This window comes from Neptunicoccus cionae, from assembly GCF_002860325.1.
GTDB lineage: Bacteria > Pseudomonadota > Alphaproteobacteria > Rhodobacterales > Rhodobacteraceae > Amylibacter > Amylibacter lutimaris.
In genome coordinates this window covers 284017-300121 of sequence record NZ_PKOJ01000002.1, presented here as the reverse complement: position 1 = coordinate 300121, position 16105 = coordinate 284017, and the positions used below count along the sequence as shown (strand labels likewise).

Annotated in this window: 12 protein-coding genes; 11 read left to right on the top strand and 1 reads right to left on the bottom strand. The window is 56.6% G+C overall.

The features are described from left to right. The first annotated feature begins 41 nt into the window (after positions 1-41). The 7 genes from metZ (at position 42) to C0U40_RS07315 (ending at position 7537) form a co-directional block, all read left to right on the top strand. The gene (gene metZ, locus C0U40_RS07345) at positions 42-1217 is read left to right on the top strand and encodes an O-succinylhomoserine sulfhydrylase (protein ID WP_101655107.1); all 1176 of its coding nucleotides are present in this window, start codon (positions 42-44) and stop codon (positions 1215-1217) included. Positions 1218-1303: 86 nt separating this feature from the next. Continuing rightward, positions 1304-2434, top strand: coding sequence for a GTP cyclohydrolase FolE2 (gene folE2 / locus C0U40_RS07340; protein ID WP_101655106.1), 1131 nt, complete (start codon positions 1304-1306; stop codon positions 2432-2434). A 171-nt stretch (positions 2435-2605) separates the two neighbouring features. Then, a complete protein-coding gene (locus C0U40_RS07335; protein WP_101655427.1) occupies positions 2606-4054 on the top strand; it encodes a TrkH family potassium uptake protein in 1449 nt (482 codons plus the stop codon). Beyond that, entirely contained in the window at positions 4055-5632 is a 1578-nt protein-coding gene (locus tag C0U40_RS07330; RefSeq protein WP_101655105.1) for a 5-guanidino-2-oxopentanoate decarboxylase, read from the top strand. Positions 5633-5747: 115 nt separating this feature from the next. Next, on the top strand, positions 5748-6254 hold the full coding sequence (gene comD, locus C0U40_RS07325; RefSeq protein ID WP_101655104.1) for a sulfopyruvate decarboxylase subunit alpha: 507 nt from the start codon (positions 5748-5750) through the stop codon (positions 6252-6254). Further along, the gene (gene comE / locus C0U40_RS07320; protein ID WP_101655103.1) at positions 6251-6805 is read left to right on the top strand and encodes a sulfopyruvate decarboxylase subunit beta; all 555 of its coding nucleotides are present in this window, start codon (positions 6251-6253) and stop codon (positions 6803-6805) included. Before comD ends, comE begins: the two co-directional genes overlap by 4 nt. Before the next feature lie 300 nt (positions 6806-7105). Next, positions 7106-7537, top strand: a complete 432-nt coding sequence (locus C0U40_RS07315) for a DUF7282 domain-containing protein (protein ID WP_101655102.1) — start codon at positions 7106-7108, stop codon at positions 7535-7537. Between the two features lie 77 nt (positions 7538-7614). Here C0U40_RS07315 and C0U40_RS07310 read toward each other — a convergent pair whose 3' ends face one another. After that, the gene (locus C0U40_RS07310) at positions 7615-9153 is read right to left on the bottom strand and encodes a calcium-binding protein (RefSeq protein ID WP_101655101.1); all 1539 of its coding nucleotides are present in this window, start codon (positions 9151-9153) and stop codon (positions 7615-7617) included. Positions 9154-9421: 268 nt separating this feature from the next. Here C0U40_RS07310 and C0U40_RS07305 point away from each other — a divergent pair, with 268 nt between their 5' ends. From C0U40_RS07305 to C0U40_RS07290, 4 genes are all read left to right on the top strand, one after another. Beyond that, positions 9422-10354: a glycine--tRNA ligase subunit alpha gene (locus C0U40_RS07305; RefSeq protein ID WP_101655100.1), complete on the top strand. Its 933-nt coding sequence runs from the start codon at positions 9422-9424 to the stop codon at positions 10352-10354. Then, positions 10351-11271 (top strand): DUF6446 family protein, encoded by a 921-nt coding sequence (locus tag C0U40_RS07300; protein ID WP_101655099.1) that lies wholly within the window; start codon positions 10351-10353, stop codon positions 11269-11271. Before C0U40_RS07305 ends, C0U40_RS07300 begins: the two co-directional genes overlap by 4 nt. Before the next feature lies 1 nt (position 11272). Next, positions 11273-13330 carry a glycine--tRNA ligase subunit beta gene (gene glyS, locus C0U40_RS07295; RefSeq protein WP_101655098.1) on the top strand — a complete coding sequence of 686 codons (2058 nt, stop codon included), beginning with the start codon at positions 11273-11275 and terminating at the stop codon, positions 13328-13330. 181 nt (positions 13331-13511) lie between these two features. Continuing rightward, complete coding sequence (locus C0U40_RS07290) at positions 13512-16073, top strand: putative PEP-binding protein (protein WP_101655097.1); 2562 nt, start codon at positions 13512-13514, stop codon at positions 16071-16073. The last annotated feature ends 32 nt before the right edge of the window (positions 16074-16105 follow it).

The window sequence follows — 16105 nt, the reverse complement described above, 5'->3', positions numbered from 1 at the left end:
TGGGCTGACCCCTTATGCAGCCCGCAAGAAGGATGATGTTGATGGACAACTGGAAGCCAAGCACCAAGGCAGTACATGCCGGAACGAAACGGTCCCAATTCGGGGAGCTTTCTGAAGCGATCTTTATGACGCAGGGGTTTTTGTACGACAGTGCAGAACAGGCAGAAGCGCGGTTTATCGAGGCGGGTGAAGAGGAATTCATCTACGCCCGTTATGGCAACCCGACTGTGGCCATGTTCGAAGAGCGGATGGCGGCGATTGAAGGGGCGGAAGACGCTTTCGCAACGGCGTCGGGCATGGCGGCGGTGAACGGGGCGCTGATGTCGCTGGTCAAGGCGGGCGATCATGTTGTGGCGGCCCGTGCGCTGTTCGGCTCCTGTCTGTTCATTGTCGAAGAAATCCTGCCGAAATTCGGTGTAGAAGTCACACTGGTGGATGGCACAGATCTGGACGCATGGCGCGAGGCGGTGCGGCCTGATACCAAAGTTTGTTTCCTTGAGGCGATTTCCAATCCGACGCTGGAAGTCATTGACATTGCAGGAGTAAGCGAGATTGCCCATGCTGCGGGTGCAGTTGTGGTGGTGGATAATGTATTCGCGACACCAGTGTTCCAGCGGTCATTGGAATTGGGTGCGGATGTGGTTGTCTATTCCGCGACAAAGCACATTGACGGGCAGGGGCGGTGTCTCGGGGGGATCGTTCTGGGCACGAAGGAGTTCGTACGCGGGCCTTTGCAGACCTATCTAAAACACACCGGCGCGGCGCTGAGTCCGTTTAACGCTTGGGTGATGCTGAAAGGGTTGGAAACCCTGGCGCTGCGCTGTGAGGCTCAGGCAGCAAATGCGACCTATCTGGCTGAAAAACTGGGCGGGCATGAAGCCCTTTCCAAGGTGATCTATCCTTTTGCAAAGGATCACCCGCAGCGGGAACTGGCACAAAAGCAGATGACGCGGGGCGGTACTGTGCTTTCGCTGGAACTGGCGGGAGGCAAGGAAGCTGCGTTCAAATTCCTGAATGCGCTGCAAATCGTGCGGATTTCCAACAATCTTGGCGATGCCAAAAGCATCATCACCCATCCGGCCACTACAACCCATCAGCGCCTCAGCGATGAGCAGCGGGCCGGGCTGGGTATTTCGGACGGATTGGTGCGGATATCCATCGGACTGGAAGACCGCGACGATCTTCTGGCAGACATGCTGGCGGCTTTGGCGGGGTAAATGTCGGTTTTCCGGAGACTTTGTCTGGAATTTCTGGCAAGGATGCGCATATAGACAGCATCTGCGGTTAAACCAAGGGGTGATCCATGAACGTTCATGACCCAGCTATTGAGACCGAAACCCTTTCCGAGGACAAGCGCAAGGCCCCGACGGAACAAGACGCACGCGAAGCTCTGGCAGTTTTGCGGCGCTGGGCGTCCGGCAACGAAGTAACAGCCTTCGCCAATCTGGCACCGGCGGAAGCTGCCGGTGCGCTGGCCCGCGGTGTCGGGGATGCTTATCCCGCGCTGTCAACGGTTTATCCTGAAAATCTGGTTGCCGACAAAGCCTATATTGCGGGTTTGCCGGATTTGCAGAACGGTCCGGCAAGCCTTATAAAAGGGGCAAAAACCGCGATCCAGCATGTGGGAATTTCCAATTTCCGTCTGCCGCTACGCTATTTGACCCGCGATAAAGGGGAGATGGTTCTTGAAACCTCTGTCACCGGGACGGTGTCTTTGGAGGAGAACAAGAAGGGCATAAACATGAGCCGTATCATGCGGTCTTTTTATGCCCATGCAGAGAGCGTGTTCAGCTTTGATGTGATTGACGCGGCCCTTGGGGACTACGTGAGCGATCTGGACAGTCTGGATGCACGCATCCAGATGCGCCTGTCTTTTCCGATGAAAAAGCAATCGCTGCGCTCTGGTCTGGAAGGGTATCAATATTACGATATCGCGCTGGAATCGACCTATCGCAATGGCACCAAGACGCGGATTTTGCATCTGGATTACGTGTATTCCTCTACTTGTCCCTGTTCGCTGGAATTGTCCGAACATGCACGTCGCACCCGCGGGCAACTGGCCACCCCCCATTCCCAACGTTCGGTCGCGCGGATTTCGGCAGAGGTTCTGCCCGGTGATGTGCTGTGGTTCGAGGATGTGGTTGCCTTGTGCAACAGTGCGGTCCCGACCGAGACACAAGTGATGGTCAAGCGCGAGGACGAGCAGGCTTTTGCAGAGATGAACGCTGCAAATCCGATCTTTGTGGAAGATGCCGTGCGCCTGTTTTACCGCGCTTTGGCAGAAGATGCCCGTATCGGGGATTTCCGCGTGGTGGCAAGCCATCAGGAGAGCCTGCACAGTCATGATGCGATTTCGGTATTGTGTCGGGGGGAAATGTTTGAATCCTCCACCCTTGATCCGCGCATGTTTGAAACCCTGATCCATCGCGGGTGACAGGGAAGCTCCGGGCGGGGGACAGGGGCATGCTGCCCCCGAGGCTGCGCCTCTCCCCCTGCGGATATTTAACGAAAATGGATAGACGTTCTTTGACCGCGAAACAGGTGGCGTTTTTGAAATGCGACAGATCGCTTGACAGTTTCCCTGCAGAGCGCCAAGCCTGCGTTTATGTTTGATTTTCGCCCTGCCGCTTATGTGATCGGCCTTTTATCTCTGGCCCTTGGATGCACCATGGTGTTTCCGATGCTGATCGACATTTTCGATGGCAGTCCGGAATGGTGGGTGTTCGGGTTGTCAGGCGTGCTGACAGCGCTTGCGGGGGGATCGCTGGCATTGGCCTGTGCGAACAGTTCCACCGGCGGGCTTTCGATCCAGCAGACATTTATTCTGACGACTGGTGTTTGGGTTGTGCTGCCTGTGTTCGGGGCGTTGCCGTTCTGGTTCGGCGCCACCGATGCCCGTCTGGTTGACGGTTTTTTTGAGGCGATGTCCGCGCTGACGACCACCGGTTCAACGGTGTTTGAAGGGCTTGGCGATTTACCACGCGGGATATTGTTGTGGCGCGGGATGATGCAGTGGTTCGGTGGCATCGGGATCATTGTTGTGGCGATGGTGTTCCTGCCCATGCTGCGGGTCGGGGGGATGCAGATATTCCGGTCCGAAGGGTTTGAAACCATGGGGAAAATCCTGCCCAAAGCGGCAGAGATTGCCCGTCAGATCGGTGTGATTTACGTGGTGCTGACGGTGGTTTGCTTTGCCTGCTACCTTGCGGTGGGCATGTCGGGGTTTGATGCGCTGGTGCATGCGTTTACGACCCTGTCTACGGGTGGATTTTCCACTGAAGACGCCTCTTTCGGGGCGTTTCAGGGGCCGGCGGAATATGTGGCGACGGTGTTTATGATGCTGGCGAGCCTGCCTTTTGTTCGCTACGTGCAACTGGTGGCAGGAACAGCCGTGCCGCTTTACCGTGACTCGCAAATACGGGCGTTTTTGATCCTGTTTGCGCTTTTGGTTGTGGTGCTGACGATTTACCAGCTGGTTCATAACCATGATGACCTCGAACGTTCTGTCCGTGAGGCATTGTTCAATGTGGCGTCGATCATTTCGGGCACGGGATACGCCAGCGTGAATTACCAGTCATGGGGACACTTTCCGATGATGCTGTTTTTCATGATGGGTCTGGTGGGGGGCTGCGCGGGGTCCACCTGTTGTTCAATCAAGGTGTTCCGCTACGAACTTCTGGTGAAAGCCATCATCGTGCAGATCAAGCGGCTGCATAATCCGCATGGCGTATTTGTATTGAAGTATAACCGCCGCTCTGTGCCGGATGAGGTTATTTCTTCTGTCATGGCATTCTTCATGTTGTTCCTTACCTCACTGGCAGTGTTGTCAGTGGCGTTGGGGATGACAGGTCTGGACAAGGTTACAGCCATTTCCGGCGCGGCAACGGCGTTGGCAAATGTCGGGCCCGGACTGGGGGATTATATCGGGCCGTCGGGCAACTTCAGCGAACTTAACGACATTGCAAAATGGCTTCTTGCCATTGGGATGCTGGTCGGGCGCTTGGAATTGATGGCGGTTTTTGTACTGTTTACGGCTAATTTCTGGAGAAACTGAATGAAACGACCTTTGGGCGCACAAATCTCGCATATGTTGAAAGATCGTGGGGTGGACACGATTTTCGGGATTCCGGGCGTGCATAATGTGGAAATGTACCGTGGCATCGAAGAGGCCGGTATCACCCATGTGCTGGCACGTCACGAGCAGGGCGCAGGGTTTATGGCGGACGGCTATGCGCGGGCTACAGGCAAGCCCGGTGTGGCTTATGTGATTACGGGGCCGGGGTTGTGCAATATCATGACACCCATGGGGCAGGCCTATAGCGATAGTGTGCCGATGCTGGTGATGTCCTCCTGTCTGGATGAGGTTGCCGCCAAGAAGGGGCAGTTGCACCAGATGAAAGACCAGAGGGCTGCGGCAGAGACTGTGTGCGACTGGTCTGAGGAGGCCAAGACAGCCGAGGCAGCTTATCAGCTTGTGGATCGTGCCTTTGGCGAGTTTGTAACCGCGCGGCCGCGGCCAAAGCATATTCAAGTTCCGATTGCGGTGCTGGGTGCGGAGGCAGAATATAGCGCGCCCAAGACAGTGACGCCTGCGCTGCCCACGGCTGGCGCGCCGCAGCTTGAAGCCATAGCCAAGGGGCTGGCGGCTGCGAAGCGGCCAGTGTTTGTATTTGGCGGCGGTGCGGCTCATGCGGCGGCAGAGGCCCGCGAAGTGCTGGCCAAGACGAAAGCTGCGTCTTTCACCAGCTTTGCGGGACGGGGTATTGCAGCGATTGATGATCCGTTGTGTTTCGGGGCAGGGCTGATCCAGCCGGAAAGCGCGCGTATTTTAGGGACTGCGGATTACGTGGTTGCTGTGGGCACAGAACTGGCAGAGGTGGATCTGTGGCGCGATGAACTGGGGCACAAGGGGACTTTTGTACGGGTGGATATTGATCCGCCGATGCTGGCGGATTTGATGGCAGCGCCGGATATGACGGTCCTGTCCGATGCCAAAGCGTTTCTGGCGGGGCTGGCGGAGCTGGTGCAGGGGGGCGAAACGGATTGGAACGCGGCAGAGGTGGCTGAAACGCGCAAGCGCTGGAAGGCAGAAATCAGTGCGGACCGGCCCGGCATTGTCGAGATTGCCGATGTTGTTGTGGACGCGCTGCCCGCTGGTACGCAGATCTTTTCCGATATGACGCAATTTGCCTATGTGTCCAAAGAGACCACCAGCATGGACGCGCCGGGGCGTTGGCATCACCCTTACGGTTTTGGAACGCTCGGTTATGCGCTGCCGGCAGCTATCGGGGGGAAGATTGGTGTGGGCGCCGCACCTGTGATCGCCATGGCCGGAGATTACGGCTTCCAGTACACCGTACAGGAACTGGGTGTGGCCGTGGAACTGGGGCTGAGCCTGCCGATTATCCTTTGGGACAACGGCAAGCTGAAGGAGATCGAGGATTGTATGGTGAACAGTCAGATCGCGCCCAATGCGGTTCAGGCGCTCAACCCAGATTTCTGCAAGCTGGCCGAGGCCTGGGGAGCATATTCTGCGGCACCTGAAAACCTTGATGCACTGCGCGCGGCAATTGTTAAGGCTTTTGAGGCGGGCGGGCCGACACTGATCTATGTGACGCCTGACATTTTGTAAGCCTTTCGCAATTCCCGAAGGCCGGTTTCCAATTCCGCTCCAGTTGGGGAAACGGGATTGTGCTGTGTCGGGAATTGCGGAACAAGCAGGGCGAGTGAAGAGAGGACATGCCACAATGGATGTGAACGACAAGATTGTCGCCGATATGGTGAAAAACAAGATCGAGTTCGTGACAACCGTGCCCTGCAAACAGCTGGCCGGAGTGATCGACGCGGTAGAGGAAAGCCCGGATATTTTCCATATCCCGTCCAACAAGGAAGATGAGGGCATGGGGCTTTGCGCAGGTGCGTTCATGGGCGGTAAGCGCCCTGCGATCATCATGCAAAACACCGCGATCGGGGTGACGATCAACACACTGGCCACCTTGATCCAGTATTACCGGATGCCTTTGCCGATGCTGATTTCCTATCGCGGGGAACTGCGCGAGCCTGTGGCTTGTCAGGTGGAAATGGCCGTGCATACCAAGGCGCTGTTGGCGCAGTTGAATATCCCGACCTACCACTTTCACAAGCAATCGGATGTGGAGGAACTGGATAACATCCTGCAATACACATTCATGTGCAACAAGCCGGTCGCGATCCTGACCGATGCGTCTTTCTGGGGAGGCTACGGGGACCAATGATCCGTTCTGAAGTATTGAAAACTCTGGTGCCGATGATTTCCGACGAGCTTGTCGTTTGCAATATCGGTATTCCCAGTCAGGAACTGCACGCACTTGATGATCAACCGAGCAATTTTTACATGCTGGGCACGATGGGGCTGGCGTCCTCAATCGGGCTGGGACTGGCACTTGCGCAGCCCAAGAAGGTGATTGCCATTGACGGGGACGGGTCGGTTCTGACCAATTTTGGTACCCTGCCAACGATTGCGAATAATGTGGCGGATAACTTTATCCTGCTGATCATTGATAACGGCAGCTACGGGTCCACCGGAGACCAGCCGACCTATGCAGGAAAGAAGACTTCGCTGGCGGCGGTCGCTACGGCCTGCGGGTGTGAGAACGTGGTAGAGTGCCGCGCCGAAGACACAGCCGCAGAAGTGCGCAAGGCGCTGGACGGGGATCAGATGACGATCATCGTGTCCAAATGTGAAAGCGGCAATGCCAAGAACCCGGTTATTACAATGGATCCTGTTGTGATCCGCGACCGTTTTATGAAGGCGGTTGCATCCTGAACCGCAAGGATCGGGGCGGTTTTACTGCCCCGACAGTATGGAAACTGGAAAGGCTCTGCTAATGGCAGGGCCTTTTTTTTGTTAAATTATTCTTATATTTTTCAATGGATTTCCGGTTTGAACGGGTTTTGACGTGTAAAAAAACACGATTGTCGGGAACTAAATCCGATCTCGCGGTGTTGTGACTGTATCGACAGGCTGTTACGGCATCGCGGTTGAAGAACGATACACAAGGTATTGTTCTGAAACAATAAGACGCGCTCCGGAATAGCGAGAAACGAATAACTATGGAGACGTATAATGCTTACGGCTAAAAATTTTCTGACCGGTTTGACTGCAGCAGCACTGTTGGGCGGCGCGTCCGCAGCGAGTGCTGAAACTGTATCGATCACAGCACAAGATCAGACCATTATTGATGACACTGTTGTTGCAGAGCGTGTGGTCGCTGAAGAAGACGGGTATCTGGTGCTTTACACTGTTAAAAACGACGGCAACGGTTTTGCAACAGTGGATCAGCCAGTGGGTTACACGCCTATCAGTGCTGGTGTGAACGAAAACGTTCTGGTTACACCGTCTCCTTCGATCCCGTCTGGTGATCGCATGGTTCTGATGCTGCATACTGATGCAACAGGCGACAAACCGGGCGAGTTCGAATTTATGGGCGACTCTTCCAAAGATGGCCCGTACCTGATTGACGGTTACGTCACAATGCTGGTGATCAAAGCCAAGTAAACGTCCGGCGCCCGACACCGCGAGCCGGATGACATAGCCCCCGCAGCCATAAGCTGCGGGGGCTTTTTGTTTGTTGATCAGACGAAAAATACCTCTTCGATTATCACAGGTTCGAAGATGTGGATCGGGACGGGCGTGTAGGTGATTGGTTCTGGCGTGCCATAGTCCGGTAACACAGATCCAATCGTGCCTTCGGTTTCAAGGAGCGTATCAACAAGGGTGATCGTCGCACCGTCCGACATAGTAAGTACAGTGTCGGCCCCGATTTCCGTCACATCTACCGGTGTCGACGAGAGGGAGAGGCTGTCTTCGGATGCGTCGAAGTCGTGGATAACATCATCGCCCGAATTGCTTGAGAATACAAAAGTATCGGCGCCAGCACCACCGTAGAGATTATCGTTCTCGTCTCCGCCAGTGATCACGTCCGCACCGTCGCCGCCATAAAGGAAGTCGTTGCCGGTGCCTCCGTCCAACGCATCATCACCTGCGTCGCCCCAGAGCTTGTCAGCGCTGTTGCCACCATCAAGATAGTCATCGCCTTCACCACCGTAGAGGCTGTCGGTGCCGCCTTCGTTGCCACCGTAAAGGGCGTCGCTGCCTGCGCCGCCGTAGAGGATATCCTTACCCTCGTCGCCGTTCAGGAGGTCGTCGCCGTCTTCGCCGTATAGCGTGTCATTGTCGAGGCCTCCGTGAAGTGCGTCATTGTCGAGGCCGCCGTAAATTTCATCTTCATCGCTGCCGCCGCTCAGGTCGTCTTCGCCAGCGCCGCCGTACAGACGGTCAGACAACTTGCCCCCATCCATCGTGTCGTTGCCTTCGTCACCGTACATCTTGTCGCGGCCGTTTTCACCGTAGGCCACGTCATCACCTGTACCGCCGTACATTACGTCCTGACCGGTTCCGCCATACATGATGTCCTGACCAGCATCGCCCCAGAGCTTGTCGCTGCTGTTCATGCCATGCAGGATGTCTTCGCCGTCACCGCCGTAAAGGCTGTCTGTACCGCCACGATTGCCGCCGAAGAGTTCGTCATTGTCGAGGCCGCCGTAGAGCTTGTCCTTGCCGTCATTGCCGTACAATGTGTCTTCGCCTTCGCCGCCGAAGATCGTATCGTCGCCATCTCCGAGGTCAAAGACATCGTCGCCGCCCATCAGGTAGGCTGTATCATCACCGGTCGGTGCATAGCTGTATTTGTCGGCGGATTTATCGCTTTGCAGAAGGGTGTTGGCATCGTCGCTGCCGTGAAAGATCCAGTCTTTCGTCAGTAAAAGCGACTCTAAGGCAGTGGTGTCCGCGCGAGAGAAATCGTCAGAAAATGCTGTGAAGTAATCAGCGGCGGGCATGTTGAGACCGGAGAGACCGGCAAGCTGGCTGCCACTGCCTGTGGAAATGGAGATGTCTGTCAGCGTGCCGCCTGTCAGTACGGTTTGGCCGTTTACTTCCCCGTAGGTAAAGCCGCTTCCGGAAAAAGCATAGGACAGACCGTCGTAGGTAAACTGGTAGAGGCTGGCGTCTTTCAGCGCCAATGGATCGTCATAGATGCCTGATGCAAGCAAGTTTAGTGTGTCAGGGAAACCGAAACTGGGGTCCGGACCATAATCAAATGTAAAAGTCATGTCTCATCTCTTCAAATAGCTGTGCCCTGACCGAAATTTCGGACAGGAACTGTTCGATTTTACCCCGACAATTTTATGAGAATCGTTCGGAATGTGTGGTGAGAAAGATTAAAACGGGGGATTCCGGCCAGAACGGGGCGGGACTATGGAACGAAAAAGAGCGAGTGTGGCGAAGGTTTGTTCGGCGGAATACCCTTGATGCAATTGACCCCAATGGCACGTTTCCATAAGGAAGGCGCAGGAATGAACAGCCCTGTGGGATAGGAATATGTCAGTGGTCGAGAAAAGCAAGCCGCGGTCTTTTCAAGAGATTATTTTGAGATTGCAAGCCTATTGGGCGGAGAAGGGCTGTGCCGTTGTTCAGCCATATGACATGGAAGTTGGCGCGGGAACATTCCATCCGGCCACCACTTTGCGCTCCCTTGGGAGCAACCCCTGGGCGGCGGCCTATGTGCAGCCTTCCCGCCGGCCAACTGACGGGCGTTACGGGGAAAACCCGAACCGTTTGCAGCATTACTACCAGTATCAGGTGTTGATCAAACCCAGCCCGCCGGATTTGCAGGAACTGTATCTCGGGTCATTGCAGGCGATTGGTGTGGATATGGATCTGCACGATATCCGCTTTGTGGAAGATGACTGGGAATCCCCGACGCTGGGGGCTTGGGGTCTGGGTTGGGAAGTCTGGTGTGACGGGATGGAAGTGTCCCAGTTCACCTATTTCCAACAGGTTGGCGGCCATGACTGCAAGCCGGTCTCGGGCGAGTTGACCTACGGGCTGGAACGGTTGGCGATGTATATTCTGGGTGTCGATCACGTGATGGACATGCCTTATAACGATCCTGACGCGCTGATCCCGCTGTCCTATGGCGATGTGTTCAAACAGACCGAACAGGAATACAGCCGCTGGAATTTCGATATTGCGGATACAGACGTGTTGCTGAAACATTTTGAGGATGCCGAAGCGGAGTGTCAGCGTATTCTGGATGCACCGGCGGATGATCCCAAGACCGGACGCAAGATCATTATGGCCCATCCTGCCTATGACCAGTGCATCAAGGCAAGCCATCTGTTCAACCTGTTGGACGCGCGCGGCGTAATTTCTGTCACCGAGCGGCAAGCCTACATCGGGCGGGTGCGGGCACTCGCCAAGGCCTGTGCTGACGCTTTCGTGCAAACAGAGGCAGGGGGCGCTGCGGCGTGAACGGCAAGCTGATGGTCGCAGGGATTGTAGGCGTCGCTTTGGCGATGGGGGCAGGGCTGTGGTACAGCCAGACCTATGCCTATTACGAACGGGTTGACGGTCTGGAGGAAGTTACCGCCTATGGCGATGCTTTTCCGGTGTCTGACTATCGCGGGATTACGGCGGACACGTCGCCGCTGAAACTGCGGGCCTGCTTCACTGTGGATTGGGATTATGTGCCCACTGATACTTATAAGGATGTCGCAACTCCATTGCAGGCGCCGGGCTGGTTTGACTGCTTTGATGCGCAATCCCTGACCGAAGACATTGCATCCGGCGCAGCTGTTGTGTTGCAGGCGGAGCGGAACCAGCCATTTGGTTTTTCCCGCTTCATTGCGCAATATCCTGATGGCCGGGCGTTTATGTGGCGCCAGATGAACGAATGCGGATTGGCCCAGTTCGAGGGCGAAGACCTGCCCGAAAGCTGCACTGAGGAAGAAGCTGCTGCAACAGCGCCTGTTGGAGAAAGTCGCAGTCTGGCAGCTGCACAGCCCGACGCGCCAGCGTCAGAAGCAGTTGTAGAACCGGTTGATCTGGTGATTGCGCTGACACCCGTTGGCGGCGGTGCGCCAGAAGATATTCTCCACGAGGCGGTAACGGCTTTGGGGGGTGGTGCGCAAAGCCTTTGGGCCTGTTTCCGCACGCCCATGTCAACGGCACTGCTGACCGAAACCTATGAAGTTCTGGACGCCATAGCTCCGGAGCAGCCGGACGCAGCCTTGCCGTGTTTTGATGCAGAGGCGGTAACTTCGGATGTGAATCGCGGGGATGCGGTTGCATTCCTTGGTGAAAAAGATGTCGTGCCCGGCGTGGATCGGGTTGTTGCAGTATATGAAGATGGTCGCGCCTTGGCGTGGAACCAGAAACGGACGAATTGATATGGCTGACCTGCTGTTAGAACTGTTTTCCGAAGAAATTCCGGCGCGGATGCAAAAGCGCGCCTCCGAGGATTTGAAAAAACTGGTGACGGATGGTCTGGTTGAGGCCGGTCTGACCTATGAGAGCGCGGGAGCTTTTGTTACGCCGCGCCGGTTGGCGCTGTCTGTGGTTGGGCTAACCGATCGATCTCCTGACCTGCGCGAAGAACGCAAGGGACCGCGGGTAGATGCACCGGAAAAGGCGATTGAAGGTTTTTGCCGCGGGACAGGGGTACCGCGTGACCAGCTTGAGGTTCGGGACGAGAAAAAAGGGCAGGTCTATTTTGCCCTGATCGAAAAGCCCGGACGGGGGGCAGCCGAGATTATTGCAGAAGTTGTGCCGGATGTGGTGCGCAACTTCCCGTGGCCGAAGTCCATGCGCTGGGGCAGTGGCCCTTTGCGTTGGGTGCGTCCGCTGCATTCGATCCTGTGTATCCTGCATGATGCGGAAGGGGCCGAAGTGGTGCCTTTTGACGTGGATGGGATTGCGGCTGGTAATACGACACGGGGCCATCGTTTCCACGCGCCCGAAGTGATCAAGGTCAACAGCTTTGACGATTACGCCGCCAAACTTGCGGCAGCAAATGTGGTGCTCGACAGTGCATCCCGTGCCGATACGATCTGGAATGATGCGACCAACGAGGCGTTTGCCCAAGGGTTGGAAGTGGTTGAAGATAAGGGTCTGCTGGCCGAGGTCGCAGGGCTGGTGGAATGGCCGGTTGTTCTGATGGGCGATATTGCCGAGGATTTCCTTGGCCTGCCGCCGGAGGTGTTGCAGACCTCTATGAAGGAGCATCAGAAGTTCTTTAGCGTTCGCAATCCGAAAACCGACCGGATCGAAAAATTCGTCACCGTGGCCAATCGTGAAACCGCTGACAATGGTGTGACGATCCTTGCGGGGAACCAGAAAGTGCTGTTTGCGCGGCTGTCGGATGCGAAATTCTTCTGGGAAAACGATCTGCGCATTGCCGAGACCGGCGGAGCGCAATGGGTTGAGAAGCTGCAAAATGTGACCTTCCACAACAAACTAGGATCACAGGCGGAGCGGATTGAGCGGATCGCTGCACTAGCGCGGGAGATTGCGCCCGTTGTGGGGGCGGATGCGGATGCGGCGGAAGAGGCTGCGCGGTTTGCCAAGGCGGATCTGTCTTCGGAGATGGTCTATGAATTCCCCGAATTGCAGGGCCTGATGGGGCGCTATTATGCGGCAGCGGCAGGCGAATCCGACGCGGTGGCTGCGGCAGCGCAAGAGCATTACTCTCCGCTGGGGCCAAGCGACGATGTGCCAAGTGCACCTGTGTCCGTGGCCGTGGCGCTGGCGGACAAGATCGACACGTTGACAGGGTTCTGGGCGATTGACGAGAAGCCGACAGGCAGCAAAGACCCGTTCGCACTGCGGCGCGCGGCACTGGGGGTGATCCGCTTGGTTCTGGAGAACGGGGTTCGGGTGAATGCCTTGGATTGGTTCTCTAAAGGGTATGAGGGTGTGGACGCAGCTGACCTGCTCTCCTTCTTCCACGACCGCCTTAAGGTCTATCTGCGGGACAAGGGCATCTCTCATGATGTGATTGATGCGTGTCTGGCGATGCCGAGTAATGACGACTTTACCTTGCTGGTGAAGCGGGCAGAGGCGTTGCAGGGGTTTGTGAAGTCTGACGATGGCACCAACCTGTTGCAAGGGTACAAGCGGGCGAATAATATTCTCAGCCAGGCCGAAGCCAAAGACGGGGTGGAATACTCCTACGGTGCAGACGTGAAATACGCTGACAGCGATGAGGAACGGGCCCTGTTTGCGGCGCTCGACACCGCAGAGGGCGCGATCACACCAGCAATGGAAGCCGAGGATTTCGGCGCTGCGATGACGGCTATGGCCGGCCTGCGCGGCCCGATCGACGGCTTTTTCGAGGCGGTTCAGGTTAACGCAGACAGCGAAGTTGTCCGGCGTAACCGTTTGAATTTGTTGAGCCGTATTCGAACCGTCATGGGGCAGGTCGCGGATTTCAGCAAGATTGAAGGCTAACGCCGGCAAGGCCCCGCATCCGGTGCGGGGCCTGTGCTTGTGGGCGTGTAAAGCCGCCTAAACGAGACCTTAAACCATTTGTTAAATCTTTGAAGGTAAAGGTATTTCCTGAAAGGGGGTACTTGCCTCGCTTTCGGTGTGGGCCTAGTGTTTGGGAAACCACTTCGGGAGCCTTTGATACATGGCGAATTTCGCTGATATTGCCGAGATTACCGGTACAGCCACATTACCGGCGGAACATTACGGGATTCGGGCGGAAATTCTTGGCAAGTTGATGGCGAAAGGCCTGCCTGTGCCGCGCGGGTTCGCGGTGTCCAAGGCTGCGGTGCATCGTCTTGCGCTTGGCAACGTGCCGGATCTGGGGCCGTTGAAGGAAATCCTGAAGCAGGGTGCGCTTTATTCGGTGCGGCGTAGTCCCGAACAGCGCAATTGGGGTGGCCCGCGTGCTATGCTGAATATCGGTATGTGTGATCGGACCCGCGATATTCTGGCGCGCGACATGGGAATTGAGCGGGCAAACGATCTCTATAGCCGGTTCATCCGCAGTTATTCCCAAAAAGTGGCGCGGCTGGACGAAGACGATCTTGAAGAGTTGGTGGAAGCGGAATTTACCAACAGCGGACGGGATTATGCCCGTCTGATCAAAGCGCTGCTGGAATTTTACGAAGACGAGTTGGACGAACCTTTTCCGCAGGATCCGGTGATCCAGATGCAACAGGTGCTGCGGGCGGTCGCACGGATGTGGGAAGGTACGACGGCACGGATTTTGCGGCAGGCGCGGGGCGCGCCAATGGATGCAGGGCTTGGCCTGATCGTTCAGGATATGGTGCCCGGGTCCGGAACGGGCGAATGCGGTGTGGGCAGTGCCCAGTTCACTGCACTGGCAACCGGCATGGAAGGCACCCATGGTCGCTATCTGAGCGAAAGTCAGGGGCATGATTCTGTCACTGGGCGGGGAGGCGAACTGTTTTTGGGGCGGGATGCCCGTGGCCCTTCTATGGAAGATGTTGTGCCGGAGGTTTTTGCGCAATTGAAAGACCTGACTGCGCAGGCACGGGATATCTTGCGGGACGAAGTGCTGATCCAGTTCTCGGTTCAGGATGGTAAGGTTTGGGTGCTTGACGCGCGTCCGGCGGAACGCTCGGGGCGGGCAGAGGTGGAAATTGCCGTGCAACTGGCCAACGACGGTCTGCAGAGCAAGGAAGCTGCGCTTCTGTCGGTCACGCCCGGATCGCTGACAGAGATGCTGCACCGGCACATTGATCCCAAGGCGCGCTACGAGGTGCTGACGCAGGGGATCGCGGCCAGTCCCGGTGCGAACTGCGGAAAGGTTGTCTTTAGTGCAGAGGCTGCACAGGCCAGTGCGGCACGGGATGAAAACTGTATTCTGGTGCGCACTGAAACCCTGCCGGAAGATATTCGGGGAATGCATTCGGCGCAGGGGATTTTGACGGCACGGGGCGGGATTACCAGCCATGCGGCTGTCATTGCGCGCGGGCTGGGGCTGCCCTGTATTGTCGGGGCGAGCGACATAGACATTGATCTGCGTCGCAAACGGTTTGCTTTGCCGGACGGACGGAAGTTTGCGGAAGGCGATATGATCACGCTGGACGGCGCAACAGGCGAAGTTATTGCCGGTGCGCCGGATCTGATCGAACCGGACCTGAGTGGTGCGTTCAACACCTTGCTGGATTGGACGGACGAGTTTCGCAAGCTCGGGGTTCGGGCGAACGCGGACACGCCTTCGGATGCACGGCTGGCGCAGACTTTTCGGGTGGACGGAATCGGATTGTGTCGCACGGAGCATATGTTCTTTGAACCGGGCCGTTTAACAGCCATGCGCGAAATGATTTTTGCCGATCAGGATCGAGACCGTCAGGCAGCGCTCGACCGGTTGCTTCCGATGCAGCGGGCCGATTTTGTGGAACTGTTCGAAACAATGGTGGGGCTGCCGGTGTGTATTCGCCTGCTTGATCCGCCCCTGCACGAGTTTTTGCCCCAGAGCCCGCAGGAGATCCGGAGCCTTGCCGAGGCGATGGACCTGCCACTGGCCAAGGTTCTCGGGCGGGCGGAAGATTTGAAGCAGTATAACCCGATGCTGGGCCTGCGCGGTGTGCGATTGGGCCTTACAGTGCCGGGTATCTATGACATGCAGTCCCGCGCGATTTTTGAGGCGGCGGCACAGGTACAGCAGAAATTCGGCACCCAGATCAAGCCGGAGATCATGATACCGCTGGTTTCTGCCAATAAAGAGGTTGAGATCGTAAAAGGCCGCGTGGATATCGTTGCTTCAGAAGTGCAGATGGCTACCGGTCAGAGACTGGAATATTCGGTGGGCGTGATGGTGGAAACCCCCCGCGCTGCGCTGAAAGCGGGCCAGATTGCGCAATATGCAGAGTTTTTGAGTTTCGGGACCAACGATCTGACGCAGATGACCTATGGGTTGAGCCGCGATGACGCCGGACGATTTATGCGGGCCTATGTCAATCGCGGTGTGTTTGCCGAAGATCCGTTCCATTCCATCGATGAAGACGGTGTGGGGGAGTTGCTGAAGATCGCTGTAACCCGTGCGAAGGAGGCAAGAGGGGATATCGGACTGGGGCTTTGCGGCGAGCATGGAGGTGATCCGGCATCGGTTGCATTCTGTCACAGGCTCGGGCTCGAGTATGTTTCCTGTTCTCCCTACCGTGCGCCTGTGGCTCGTCTGTCCGCAGCGCAGACGGCTATTCTTGAGCGGGAATAGCCCTTAGCACAGAGTACGGGACCGGCTGGAAT

Coding starts and splice junctions, on each gene's coding strand:
- metZ (WP_101655107.1), top strand. CDS start 42: ATGGACAACTGGAAGCCAAGCACCAAGGCAGTACATGCCGGAACGAAA.
- folE2 (WP_101655106.1), top strand. CDS start 1,304: ATGAACGTTCATGACCCAGCTATTGAGACCGAAACCCTTTCCGAGGAC.
- C0U40_RS07335 (WP_101655427.1), top strand. CDS start 2,606: ATGTTTGATTTTCGCCCTGCCGCTTATGTGATCGGCCTTTTATCTCTG.
- C0U40_RS07330 (WP_101655105.1), top strand. CDS start 4,055: ATGAAACGACCTTTGGGCGCACAAATCTCGCATATGTTGAAAGATCGT.
- comD (WP_101655104.1), top strand. CDS start 5,748: ATGGATGTGAACGACAAGATTGTCGCCGATATGGTGAAAAACAAGATC.
- comE (WP_101655103.1), top strand. CDS start 6,251: ATGATCCGTTCTGAAGTATTGAAAACTCTGGTGCCGATGATTTCCGAC.
- C0U40_RS07315 (WP_101655102.1), top strand. CDS start 7,106: ATGCTTACGGCTAAAAATTTTCTGACCGGTTTGACTGCAGCAGCACTG.
- C0U40_RS07310 (WP_101655101.1), bottom strand. CDS start 9,153: ATGACTTTTACATTTGATTATGGTCCGGACCCCAGTTTCGGTTTCCCT.
- C0U40_RS07305 (WP_101655100.1), top strand. CDS start 9,422: ATGTCAGTGGTCGAGAAAAGCAAGCCGCGGTCTTTTCAAGAGATTATT.
- glyS (WP_101655098.1), top strand. CDS start 11,273: ATGGCTGACCTGCTGTTAGAACTGTTTTCCGAAGAAATTCCGGCGCGG.
- C0U40_RS07290 (WP_101655097.1), top strand. CDS start 13,512: ATGGCGAATTTCGCTGATATTGCCGAGATTACCGGTACAGCCACATTA.